At 55.7% G+C, this 11,991-nt stretch carries 10 protein-coding genes; 6 read left to right on the top strand and 4 right to left on the bottom strand.

The window, feature by feature from the left end:
- Window positions 1–27: 27 nt before the first annotated feature.
- Window positions 28–1,662, bottom strand: coding sequence for an ROK family protein (locus ACLHIJ_RS00355; RefSeq protein ID WP_411298191.1), 1,635 nt, complete (start codon window positions 1,660–1,662; stop codon window positions 28–30).
- A gap of 232 nt (window positions 1,663–1,894) precedes the next feature.
- Here ACLHIJ_RS00355 and xylA point away from each other — a divergent pair, with 232 nt between their 5' ends.
- From xylA to ACLHIJ_RS00340, 3 genes are read left to right on the top strand one after another with little or no spacing between them, the layout of a single operon-like run.
- Window positions 1,895–3,076 carry a xylose isomerase gene (gene xylA / locus ACLHIJ_RS00350; RefSeq protein WP_411296618.1) on the top strand — a complete coding sequence of 394 codons (1,182 nt, stop codon included), beginning with the start codon at window positions 1,895–1,897 and terminating at the stop codon, window positions 3,074–3,076.
- Between the two features lie 37 nt (window positions 3,077–3,113).
- On the top strand, window positions 3,114–4,442 hold the full coding sequence (xylB, locus tag ACLHIJ_RS00345; protein ID WP_411298190.1) for a xylulokinase: 1,329 nt from the start codon (window positions 3,114–3,116) through the stop codon (window positions 4,440–4,442).
- A gap of 50 nt (window positions 4,443–4,492) precedes the next feature.
- A complete protein-coding gene (locus tag ACLHIJ_RS00340) occupies window positions 4,493–5,863 on the top strand; it encodes an alpha-amylase family protein (protein ID WP_411298189.1) in 1,371 nt (456 codons plus the stop codon).
- A 227-nt stretch (window positions 5,864–6,090) separates the two neighbouring features.
- Here ACLHIJ_RS00340 and ACLHIJ_RS00335 read toward each other — a convergent pair whose 3' ends face one another.
- Window positions 6,091–6,831, bottom strand: a complete 741-nt coding sequence (locus tag ACLHIJ_RS00335) for a helix-turn-helix transcriptional regulator (protein WP_411298188.1) — start codon at window positions 6,829–6,831, stop codon at window positions 6,091–6,093.
- Between the two features lie 168 nt (window positions 6,832–6,999).
- Window positions 7,000–7,674: a molybdenum cofactor guanylyltransferase gene (locus tag ACLHIJ_RS00330; RefSeq protein ID WP_411298187.1), complete on the bottom strand. Its 675-nt coding sequence runs from the start codon at window positions 7,672–7,674 to the stop codon at window positions 7,000–7,002.
- A 97-nt stretch (window positions 7,675–7,771) separates the two neighbouring features.
- Between ACLHIJ_RS00330 and moaA the strand changes: the two genes are divergently transcribed.
- Entirely contained in the window at window positions 7,772–8,818 is a 1,047-nt protein-coding gene (moaA, locus tag ACLHIJ_RS00325; protein ID WP_411298186.1) for a GTP 3',8-cyclase MoaA, read from the top strand.
- Window positions 8,819–8,870: 52 nt separating this feature from the next.
- On the opposite strand, the gene ACLHIJ_RS00320 is transcribed toward moaA, so the two are convergent.
- Window positions 8,871–9,302 carry a molybdenum cofactor biosynthesis protein MoaE gene (locus ACLHIJ_RS00320; RefSeq protein WP_411296612.1) on the bottom strand — a complete coding sequence of 144 codons (432 nt, stop codon included), beginning with the start codon at window positions 9,300–9,302 and terminating at the stop codon, window positions 8,871–8,873.
- Between the two features lie 168 nt (window positions 9,303–9,470).
- Here ACLHIJ_RS00320 and moaC point away from each other — a divergent pair, with 168 nt between their 5' ends.
- Window positions 9,471–9,962, top strand: coding sequence for a cyclic pyranopterin monophosphate synthase MoaC (gene moaC / locus ACLHIJ_RS00315; protein WP_411296611.1), 492 nt, complete (start codon window positions 9,471–9,473; stop codon window positions 9,960–9,962).
- Complete coding sequence (gene glp, locus ACLHIJ_RS00310) at window positions 9,955–11,571, top strand: gephyrin-like molybdotransferase Glp (RefSeq protein ID WP_411298185.1); 1,617 nt, start codon at window positions 9,955–9,957, stop codon at window positions 11,569–11,571. Before moaC ends, glp begins: the two co-directional genes overlap by 8 nt.
- Window positions 11,572–11,991 lie beyond the last annotated feature (420 nt).

Below are 11,991 nucleotides of genomic sequence, written 5' to 3'. Positions count from 1 at the left end.
TATGCCACCGCCGCAGTAGAGTAACTGCTATTTTGAATCCTGAGCTATCCATGCGCCAGGGTTAATGGCAGCCTCACGTAAGATACGATGAGCCCCTCCAATACTCGCTAAATCCATAGCGTGCTCAACGACATCAATATCCATATCCTGCCACTGCGACTGCAATGTGCGATCCGCTAACTCACATTCCATGACCGATCGAATTACCGGCAATATCTGCCCAATAATTCCTCCCACTCGAACCGTGGAGATACCGAGCGTATTAATAGTTGCCGCCAATGCTCGCCCCAATGCAATACCCGCATCCCGCATCGCAGCACACGCTCGAGCATCTCCGGCTAGCGCAGCCTGCATAATTGCTTCAACCCCCATATCGCGTACCTCTGCCCGAGAGGGTGTTACCGCAATGCCGGTAGATGCTTCGATAGATGGGTGAGGAGCTAGTAGATTTTCTGCTATTTCCTTACTTTCACTGGATTCGCTTTGGTTCGCAGTTGCTAGGTCGTATTTCCCGTCGGTTCTTATGCGGTGCGTTGCCGCGTTTGCCTCATACGGGGATACTTGCTCTAGCTCACTTCCCAAGGAGGAGGCATTATCTATTCCGGCAGCTTGCCGCAATGCATTCAATCCCACATAGGCTTCCAGGCATCCGCGAGCTCCACACGAACATTGAGGGCCGTTCGGATCGACCATGACATGCCCAATTTCTCCAGACCATCCAGAACCAGAAACCAAATCATGGTTGAGCACGATCCCCGCTCCGACCCCAACATTGCCCGATAGGTAGATAAATTCCGCTAAATCGCCAGCTACTCCTGGACGCGGATGCGCAATGGCATAGGCCGCCAGGTCTGCTTCATTACCAACCTGTCGAACGTCAAAATCAGCTAATGGAGCGAGCAATTGAGCAAAAGCAACATCTTTCCAACCCAAATTGGGAGCAATTGCCAGGGTATCGGCTGAGACTAACCCTGGTAGCGCTAATGAGCTTCCTGCAAATCGAGCACAACACACCGATTCACTGGCACGCACTTCCTGAGCTATCTGCGCTAATCGAGTCATCGCTTCGTGCATTGACAGTGCACTGACGTCACAACACTCCCTGCGACGGGCCAGAACTCTGCCCGCCAAATCTACCGCTACAGCGCTGAGAAAAGAGACGTTGATTTCCAAGCCGAGCGCGACAATACTGCCGCGGCGTGGTGAGAGAAAAACTGCGGGCCGCCCTCGCCGGCGCGACTTTGATTCTTGACTCGCAGCGACATCCGCATGATTCCGCGTACTCGTCTTTACCGGCTCAATCGCCTCCTGGTATCGGGTTTGATTGGAAGAATTGCTATTCTGTTCGCCACTTACTTCGCTATTCGTTTTCTCTCTTTGACCATTCATCTCGTCTTTGCTGGCGATCAGAGCTGGCGTTACCCTACCCACCGGCAGAGGATGCTCGTCGATAAAACCATGCGATAGTAGCTCATCAACAAGCCGAGAAGCAGTCGCTTTCGTCATACCCGTACGCGAGGCAATATCCGCCCGAGATAATTGACCTGGATTGGCAAGAATTTCTTGCAAGACCACCCGCAAATTCATCTCTCGAAGTGTTTGCGGAATGGCATGCAGATTAGTGCCTTTCACCCCTTTGGTGCTTTTCTTGTTATTACTCACGCGTTTCGTTTCCCTTATGCCCTTGCTGGTGCCTGCGGTATTTCGTCAGCACCTCGGCATATTTTGACGTTTTAGCGAGGCGATATACCGCAGCAAGTTGGTATGCAGCGATTCACCCCTTAAAACATGCCGATAATGCGAACAGACGATGTGTTGACTATACCGCGACCCGCATTTAGTATATTAATAAAACTAATTAAATTCATTTCATTCTTCACCAGAAAGGCCCGCAATGACGCGCACCCCCACCGCAGATGACAAATTCGCCTTTGGTTTATGGACGGTCGGCTGGAATGCTGTTGACCCCTTCGGAACCGGCACTCGTGAAGTCCTTGACCCCTGGGAGTACACCTCTCGCCTCGCCGAACTTGGCGCCTGGGGAATCACCTTCCACGACAACGACGTCTTTGACTTCGACGCTTCCGACGCAGAACGCCACCAGCGGGTTATGAAAGTCAAAGAAACCGCCGAAGCCAATAACCTCGTGATCTCCATGGTCACCACCAACACCTTCACCCACCCAGTTTTCAAAGACGGTGGCTTAACCAATAACGATCGCAGCATCCGACGCTTCGCCCTACGAAAGATTCTGCGCAATGTCGATCTTGCCGCCGAACTCGGAGCACAGGTATTCGTCATGTGGGGTGGACGCGAAGGCAGCGAATACGACTCCTCGAAAGACCTCAACGCCGTATTTGATCGCTATCGCGAAGGCTTAGACGTCATCGCCGGATACATCAAAGAACGTGACTACGACCTGAAAATCGGCCTTGAGCCCAAACCCAACGAACCGCGCGGCGATATTTTCCTCCCCACCGTCGGTCACGCACTAGCCCTTATCGCACAACTCGATAACGGCGACATCGTTGGCGTCAACCCAGAAACTGGTCACGAACAAATGGCAGGTCTGAACTACACGCACGGAATTGCTCAAGCGCTCAACGCCAATAAACTCGTCCACATTGATCTCAACGGCCAGTCCGGCATCAAATACGATCAAGATAAAGTCTTCGGGCACGGCGACCTCGCTAGTGCATTTTTCACCGTCGATCTACTAGAAAACGGTTTCCCTGGCGGCGGACCACGCTACGACGGACCACGTCATTTCGACTACAAGCCCTCGCGCACAGAAGGCGCCGAAGGCGTCTGGGAATCTGCTGCCGCGAACATGGAAATGTACCTCATGCTCAAGGAAAAGGCCATTGCTTTCCGTGCCGACCCGCGCACTGCCGAACTTATGACCAGCGCATCTATCCCTGAGCTGAGCACACCCACTTTATCCGAGGGAGAAAGCATTTCAGACCTCCTCGCCGACCCACACAGCTATGAAGAGTTTGATGCCGACGCAGCCGGAGCTCGCGAATACCACTTCGTTGAGTTGTATCACCACGCCATGCGTCACCTCATCGGCTAATGTGCAACTAAAACCATAGTTACCCAGGAGGCAACGGGTGAAACCGCGTTATGTAGCCGGAGTCGATTCCTCAACGCAATCCACGAAAGTACTCATCGTCGATCCACACAGCGGAGAGATCGTCCGATCTGGAAAAGCCCCACATCCCGACGGTAGCGAGATTGATCCACACCACTGGTGGCTCGCATTCCAGCAGGCAGTTTCACAAGCCGGCGGACTGGAGGACGTCTACGCATTATCGATAGGCGGGCAACAGCACGGGATGATCTGCCTAGACGAACATGGACAGGTCATTCGTCCCGCCCTGCTGTGGAACGATACGCGATCCGCTCACGCCGCCCAGGAGCTGATTGAGGAATTAGCCGTAAATCAGCCCGACGGAAACGGCATTAGCGCCTGGACTCAGGCCACCGGATCCGCTCCCGTTGCCTCCTTAACTATCACAAAACTGCGCTGGCTCGCCGATAACGAGCCAGAAAATGCCGAAAAAATAGCAGCAATATGCCTCCCGCATGACTGGTTGACCTGGAAAATTGCCGGATCAGGTGACATCCGCCAGCTCACTACCGACCGATCAGATGCCTCAGGAACGGGCTATCTCAGCCGTGACGCCCAAAACTACCGACGCGATCTTCTCGCTCAAGCGCTACGTCGTTCCCATGCTGACGACATTGTTTTGCCGAAGATCCTCACACCGTGGGAGGTTGCCGGAAGCGGAGATCCGCGTCAGGGATGGGGGCATATCCAGCTTGGGCCGGGCTGTGGGGATAACGCTGGAGCGGCTCTTGGAATTGGGCTAAAACCTGGTCAAGGTCTTGTTTCCCTGGGAACATCCGGCGTCATTAGTGCCGTTAGCGAGCATAGTATTGCCGATCCAGATGGTTTAGTCACCGGATTTGCTGACGCAACCGGTCATTGGCTACCTCTGGTCTGCACGCTAAACGCCTCCCGAATTGTTGACGCCATGGCCCGCATCCTAGGTGTTGACTACGCCCAGTTCGACGAACTCGCCCTAAGCGTTCCTCATGCCAATGGGCTAAAACTCATTCCTTATTTCGACGGAGAACGCACTCCAAACCTCCCCGAAGCCCGCGGTGAGCTGCATGGAATGACCCTGGCAAACAGCCAACCAGCATATATCGCCCGAGCCGCTATCGAAGCCTTGCTGCACCACATGGCCGACGCCCTCCGGTGTATCACTCGACATTCCGTAAGCCTCCACGAGCTTATTCTTATCGGCGGCGGAGCGCAGTCGCAGGCGGTTCGACACCTTGCCGCCCAGATCTTTGGTCTGCCGGTCACGATTCCGCCTACCCGGGAATACGTCGCCCTTGGGGCAGCACGGCAAGCTGCTCAATTGCGCTAACACCCTCGCCGTGACTCTATATACTGTCAGATACCCTGACGAGGAGAGGCATGAACGAACACGCAATCTGGTGGCATATCTACCCACTTGGCGCTCTTGGCGCACCCATTCGCCCCGATTGGCATGATGACGGGACGACCGGCCGGTTACGCCGCTTATCCCACTGGCTCGATTACGTGCGCGATTTAGGGTGTAACGGGCTGCTCTTCGGGCCGCTCTTCGCCTCAACCACTCACGGCTACGATACGACCGATCATTTCCACGTCGATCCTCGGCTTGGGACGAATGAGGATCTGGAGTGGCTGCTGGCACAGTGCCGCGAGCGCGGGTTGCACGTTCTTTTTGATGGCGTTTTTAACCACGTCGGAGTGGAACATCCACTAACGAAAGCCGCTCTAGCCGGTGAGCCCTCTCCCGTCCTGGTAGCGCCTGATGGCTACCCGCAACACTGGGAAGGTCATTTAGATCTTGCCGAGCTGGACCACAGCAATCCAGCAACTGAAGATCTCGTCGTCAACACGATGGAGTATTGGTTGGAGCGCGGCATTTCTGGCTGGCGGCTTGACGTTGCGTATGCCGTGCCGAATGAGTTTTGGCGGCGCGTCACCGACCGAGTTCGCCAGCGTTTTCCACAGGCATTTTTCTTAGGCGAGATTATCCACGGTGATTACCTCAGTTTGATTGCCGACGGACATTTGGATTCCGTTACCCAGTACGAATTGTGGAAAGCTATCTGGAGTTCGCTTTCCGACGTTAATATGTGGGAGCTGGCCCATGCCCTGGAGCGCCACGCAGATTTCACCGAAGGCGCCTACCAGATCGGGCAGCGCGATCACCGCTACTACCCGCCCTTGTTGAATACCTTTATCGGCAATCACGACGTAGACCGCATTGCTTCCACGCTCACGGATACTGGTGCTGCCCTTGCTACCGCTATCGTCTTTAGCGTCCCCGGTATGCCCAGTATTTATCAAGGTGACGAGCAGGCATTTCGCGGGGTTAAAGGCGATGGCGTCGCGACCGATGATCAGATTCGCGCCCCGCTACCAGATAGTCCCGCAGAACTTTCTCCGGCTGGGGCCTGGATGTATCGGCACTACCAGGCGTTGATTGGTGTGCGCCGCCGTCATCCTTGGATTGCTAATGCACACATTGAGGTTACGTCGAAAACGAATGAGCGGATCAGCTATCGGGTCACGCAGCGGTGCGAATCCGGCACATCTGGCACGCCTGCTGGTTACCCCGCTGAGCGAGATGCACCGGATAGGCAGGATAGCAACTGCCCTCCTGAATTAGGCAATCCAGGTAATCACGATAGCGATTGCGCCCAATGGCTGACGGTTGATCTGGATGCGGCCGCCGGATGGATCCGTATTTCGTGTAGTGATTCTGAGGTGTGGACCTTTGGGGATGTGGAATAAGGCTGCGGAACAGAGCAGACCGCTGCCGGAATTTTACGCACGGTCGCGATGATTTTGGGGTGATCCTCAATCTTCGTGATATGCCAAGGTAGACGAAGATTTTCGTCGGAAAGCTGGAAAGACACTCCGACGCGCACGAAGCGTCGGTACTATCGTGCCGCTATTGGCCCGGCGTCACACCAGCCCTACCCTATCGAGGAAAACACGTTCCACAGCGTGGCATACATTTACTCCGCACGGGGGCTATACGGCGCAGTTACCGCTCGCATCTGAATTCGACATACCCCGTCGCGATATTGCGGATAAAGCGTGGCAGCAATTGATTCGTCGTACCACAATTTCATCATTTGGTCACTCATCCCAGCATGTATCTCACACATGAGCGGGTCAACACTACCGTTATGAACGAAAGGGCATGAGTGCAGATCTAATGCCGAAGAATCGTCATCAATCGAGGCTGAAGTACCCATTGATGAGTAAAGCATCCGCATGGCAGCCACACGATGTGTATGGTCCGAATCTGCCTCAGTATCTGCCCCGTCGCCACCTGCCGTTCGAGCAAGCTGCAAAAAGATCCGATCCGCCCATGCCTTCCCTAGTTGGCGGGCACTACCCACCGGATCAGGGGAATATTCTCGGATAGCGTCACAAAAAGAATTCGTCAGCTCAACAAAATATGCCGCAGTAAATGCGCTCGAACTCGGCGCCAGCGAAAAATATCCCCAAGCCGGGCGCCCACGCCCCTCTCCCTTTATCGGCTCCCGATCAATCAGCCGCAACTCCACAAGCGAATCCAACGTCATGCGCACCGAATTAGGATGTAGATCTAATTCTTCAGCTAATTCCGTGACGGTGACGTGCTCCCGATGCCGAGAAATGGCGGTCAACATCGCCTGCTGAGCAGCCGAAAGCGACACCATTGACGAATAGAGCGCCGCCGCAGTCAACGGAACGCCATGCTGTGCCATAATGTTCACCCCTCACTTTCTCCGCACCATTACGAGTATGTACCTACTACGGGCTACCTGCCCACTACTGGGCTTCCCTATCATTGAAGCTCTCAGCTATGCGAGCAAAGCCACACGATACGATCCAGGATATTACGTCCCCAACGAGCGCGAAAGTCCCGGAACGCACTATTTCACTGGTCGGGGAACATATACACCACGACGAATTTGCTCAGCTAGCTGCTGTGCGTCCGCAACGGTATCAACGTCAGTGAAATCGCTACTATCACAGTCAACTACACATAAGGGCAACTGCGCGAATGCCTGACGAATTGAGCCATTGCGCACCACCTGTGACTCTTTTTCAATAGCTTGACGTATCCACGCCCACCGATACACCCCATGCACATACTGAATACGATCCTGGGCACGTGGCACAGCTCCGGCGCATTGCGGGCTGCCAGCCATCCGGGCAAGCAGAGGAATAAAACACCCAATCGCACGCGGAGCATCACACGTTGCCAACCCGAGGACGCCATCTGCTGGTAACTCACCGAGTGCCGCTACCCCCGCAGCAATTCCCGCCAAAGGGCCACCCAGCGGCGGATCTTCATTCGTCAGAATAACCCCAGGCGGAACAGAAAGTTGCGGCGGACCAACGACAACAATCCGCGCCGCCGGAGCAATTGCACAGATCTCACCGAGGACCAAATCTAATAGCCGATACCCAGCCACCCGATATTCCGGTTTACTGACCTTACCTAGCCGATGAGCCGTCCCACCGGCTAGCACGATAACCGCATCCAGCCGGTTAGCAGGCGGCATATACGGTATATGCGACTGCTTGACGGGCGAACGATCCATCTGTGCCTTCTTCCAGCTTTCCTGTGATATTGGGAAAGATCATATCTGATCTATCTCGGTAGGAAACCCTGCTAGCTCGTGGGCTAGAATTCGCGATATGAGTGTGAACAGCATACCGTCTCGCCCATACCGCGGGCTGGTCGATCAGTGGGGGCGGATAGCGCGCGACCTGCGTATATCCTTAACGGACCGCTGTAACCTGCGCTGTTCCTACTGTATGCCACCAGAAGGGCTACAGTGGCTGCCCACCGAGGAAACACTTACCGACGAGGAAGTCATGCGGCTTATCCGCATTGCCATTGAGCAGCTCGGCATCACCGAAATTCGGTTCACCGGCGGCGAACCACTCCTGCGCAAATCCCTTGTTGATCTCGTTGCTTTCACCCACGGCTTGCGCACATATCTTGGCACACAACCGGATATTTCCCTGACAACGAATGCCCTTGGCTTAGATAAAAAAGCCGAAGCGCTCGCCCGTGCCGGCTTGCAGCGAGTCAATATTTCGATGGATTCCGTCGATCCTCAGGTGTATCGCCACATTTCCCATCGCGACCGCCTGCACGATGTTTTCCGCGGTATTACCGCCGCGCGAGCCGCCGGGCTTTCCCCCATCAAAATCAATGCCGTTGCGATTCGCTCAGTAAATGACAGCGGCTTGACGGATCTACTGCGATACAGCCTGCAAAATGGGGCGGAGTTGCGCATTATTGAGCACATGCCACTTGGCCCACGGGAGAGTTGGTCGCGAGATAATCTCGTTCCTCGCGACGAGATTTTGGAAATATTGGGGGCACAATTCGATCTCACGCCAGCGCCGCGCACCGATCTGAGCGCTCCAGCTACCCTGTGGGATGTTGCCGCTGGAGCCGATCATCCTGGCGGGCGGGTTGGCATTATCGCCTCCGTAACCGCGCCATTTTGTATAAATTGTGACCGGACGCGACTTACCGCCGACGGGTATATGCGCACCTGCCTGTTTGCCCGTACAGAAACCGATCTGCGCACTCCACTGCGTTCCGGAGCAAGCGACGTAGAAATCGCAGACCTATGGGCACGCGCGATGTGGGATAAAAAACCTGGTCACGGGATTGACGATCCCGATTTCGTCCAGCCGGATCGGTACATGTCTGAAATTGGCGGCTGATTCCGCACCGCAACCCATCAATCCCACTACTGCGCAGTGGCACTCACGGCACTTACGCGCTACCAACCCATTCGTCGGTACCGTCGGGGAATAACTGACGTTTCCATACCGGCAAACGCTCCTTAACGGTATCAACCAGATCTGAAATCGCGCGAAAAGACTCACTGCGATGCGGGCTGGCCACCGCCGCCACCATCGCACATTCGCCCACCTGCAACGGACCGAGCCGATGCACCACAGCCACCCGACACTGTGGGTGGCGCTGCGCTATCTCACCAGCCACTTCGCGCAGTACATCGGCCGCACTGGGATGACCGCTGTACTCAATCCCCAATACTGCTCGACCCGCATCGTGATTACGCACAATCCCTTCAAAAACGACGAGCGCTCCAGCGCTATCATCACGTACCGTATCGGCAATCTGCTGTGTCACGAGCGGGCATGAACTGACACCTACCATGCCAATATGTTCTGCGCGTTCCATTACCATCCTCCGTCGCCCTGCGTTAACCACGAACTATCGAGCACGTTATCGCTCAATCTGCTATCAACCTATCCGATCATATCGACAACGTGCCGCGCCGCCGTATCAACCTAGCACCGAGCAGCACACGCACTACGATGGAACACAGCCTGAGCGAAAGGATATTCGATGAAATTCACCCATCTGAGGAACACCGGCGAAGCACACATGGTTGACGTCAGTGCCAAACAACCAAGTGTTCGCACCGCGTGCGCCCAGGCAAAGGTGCACTGTTCGCCGGAGGTTATGAGCGCCTTACGCGAAGGCAGAGTCCCCAAAGGTGACGTCCTCGCAGTAGCTCGCATCGCTGGAATTGCTGCGTGTAAGCGCGTTCCCGAGCTGTTGCCACTCGCCCACACTATCGGGGTTCATGGCGCGCAGGTTGACTGCCTCCTGAAAGACGATCACGTCCTCATCCGCACCCAAATTCGCACTGCTGATCGCACCGGAGTAGAAATGGAAGCCCTCACTGCGGCGGCCGTTGCTGCACTTGCCGTGGTTGATATGGTCAAAGGCGTAGATCGCTCCGCTGCCATCAGCGAACTCCTTATCACGCATAAAGACGGCGGCCGCTCTGGCCAGTGGGTACGCCCCGGCTGGGAGGAAACAAACCATGAGTGAGCCGCACTCATCACCACAGCCAAGGATCCCAGAAAACACCCCTTTAAGCGGCAAAGTTGGTGAAACTGACGGAGCTAATGCGGCTTACAAACATACCGACAATCCGGAAATGACGAATCATGCTGCCTCTGCCGCCCATGCAAGCATCGCTACCGACTGTGCCACCCAGCCCAACACCAACCACTCGGAGAATCCCGCACCTGCTGAGCCGATCAGCCCAGAAACCTATCGCCAGGAACTATTGGACACTTTCGCGTTATCTCCCCTGGCGATAGAGCATGTTGCACTCAGTGAGGCACTCGGGCGTATCTGCGCGCAAGATATATATGCCCGTTTTCCCGTCCCACCTTTCACTAATTCCGCTATGGATGGATACGCCGTCTGTAGTGAACAGTTCCGTGGAGGCGGGCCGTGGGACTGCCAGGTGGATGGTGATCGGGCGGCCGGTTCGATTGGATCTGACCACCTTGAGAGCACCGATGGAGCTAGCGGATCTGAGGAATCTAATGACTCTGACGGCTCGCCTAATCCTAATTGCCCGAACACCGGCTCGATTCCTACCCCTGCGCCAGATACCGGCTACCCAGCAGTTGAGCTACACCCATCAACCGAATCCTCAGCAAAGGGCAACTCCCCCATCCGCGTTTGCCGTATTATGACCGGCGCTGTGCTACCTGAATGGGCCGACGCGGTAGTCAAAGTTGAGGACACCAACGCTCCGAGCGGCCCCAGCCAGGCGCCACAACAGGTACGGATTTTTGCCCCACCACACGCCGGATTAAACGTGCGCCGGCGCGGGGAGAGTATCGAGATCGGCCAGCTCGTTATCCCCTGCGGGCAGCAACTCAACGCGCAACGGCTAAGCGCCCTTGCTTCGGTGGGATATGCTGACGTGCCGGTTCGTCGCCGCCCCCGAATCGCGGTTATCGCCACCGGAGACGAACTGTGCGCACCAGGCCAAGAGCTCGGCTTAGGGCAAATCCCGGATTCTAATTCTGTGCAGCTTGCCGGGTTGATTCGCGAACTGGGCGGCGAACCGCTCTGTCAGCGAGTTGGTGATAATCCGAACGAGCTGGCCGAAGCCCTCAGTATTGATGCGGATCTGATTATCACCTCCGGTGGGGTGTCGATGGGCGCTTTTGATCCCATTAAGCATCACGGTTTGCGTCATGGCTGGCAATTCCGCAAAGTAACCATGCAACCAGGCAAACCACAAGGTTACGGCTGGGCTGGAACCTCTGGGCGCACTCCCGTCGTATGCCTACCCGGGAATCCTGTTTCTGTGCTGGTCTCCTTCTGCCTCTTTGTTCGCCCGATCATTGACGCACTCTTTGCTCGTATGCCAACGGCTATGGATAGCGATTCGGGCTGCCAATATGCCCGCGCGGAAATCGGATGGCGTTCTCCTGCAGGCCGACGCCAATTCGTCCCCGTACAACTTCGCTATTCCAACGGGATTGCCACTATTTGCCCCTCCCACGTCGGCGGATCTGGTTCTCACCTCGTCACCGGATTAGCGGGTGCCGATGCACTTGCCGTCGTTCCTGAGGAGTGTTGCACCGTCAATCCTGGCGATGAGCTAAGGATTCTCAGGATCTCCCCGCTGTGATTGACTGCAGCCCCTAGCGGTCCTCCGCTAGTAATCGTTCATCTGCGCCGCAGCTTTGCCACCAGCAGCAATGCATACCCCACCTTTTCTCGTTACTTTCGGGCAGTGCTCAGGCTGACGTGCGGGACTACCATCTATAAGAATTGGCGCGCTATGCCCCCTCACGCCATCTCGTTGCGGCTTTACGCTACCCGCCATTCCAGCGAAGCACCAACTCAACAACCGAGTAGCCAAAATCAAGGGCACCACATGGTGCTAATACCAGTGGTAGCGTCAGAGGAGAACACCATCTACTGCCTGCTATAGACCGCTATCTCCCCGCGCAGGCAGCTTAACGCCTGCCGCCGGCTACCTACACTCATTGCCTACCATCTGCACCGACGCAGCAGCCGATCAAACGACCAGCCGCCCTTACCTCCC

Origin of the sequence: Trueperella sp. LYQ141 (assembly GCF_046599555.1) — a bacterium.
Lineage (GTDB): Bacteria > Actinomycetota > Actinomycetes > Actinomycetales > Actinomycetaceae > Trueperella.
Note: the sequence above shows the minus strand (reverse complement) of the source record. Positions and strands in the feature narration are given on the sequence as shown.

What these genes read in the sequence shown, in the direction of transcription:
- moaA (WP_411298186.1), top strand. Translation starts at nt 7,772, where the DNA reads ATGAGTGTGAACAGCATACCGTCTCGCCCATACCGCGGGCTGGTCGAT.
- moaC (WP_411296611.1), top strand. Translation starts at nt 9,471, where the DNA reads ATGAAATTCACCCATCTGAGGAACACCGGCGAAGCACACATGGTTGAC.
- glp (WP_411298185.1), top strand. Translation starts at nt 9,955, where the DNA reads ATGAGTGAGCCGCACTCATCACCACAGCCAAGGATCCCAGAAAACACC.
- ACLHIJ_RS00335 (WP_411298188.1), bottom strand. Translation starts at nt 6,831, where the DNA reads ATGGCACAGCATGGCGTTCCGTTGACTGCGGCGGCGCTCTATTCGTCA.
- ACLHIJ_RS00330 (WP_411298187.1), bottom strand. Translation starts at nt 7,674, where the DNA reads ATGGATCGTTCGCCCGTCAAGCAGTCGCATATACCGTATATGCCGCCT.
- ACLHIJ_RS00340 (WP_411298189.1), top strand. Translation starts at nt 4,493, where the DNA reads ATGAACGAACACGCAATCTGGTGGCATATCTACCCACTTGGCGCTCTT.
- ACLHIJ_RS00320 (WP_411296612.1), bottom strand. Translation starts at nt 9,302, where the DNA reads ATGGAACGCGCAGAACATATTGGCATGGTAGGTGTCAGTTCATGCCCG.
- xylA (WP_411296618.1), top strand. Translation starts at nt 1,895, where the DNA reads ATGACGCGCACCCCCACCGCAGATGACAAATTCGCCTTTGGTTTATGG.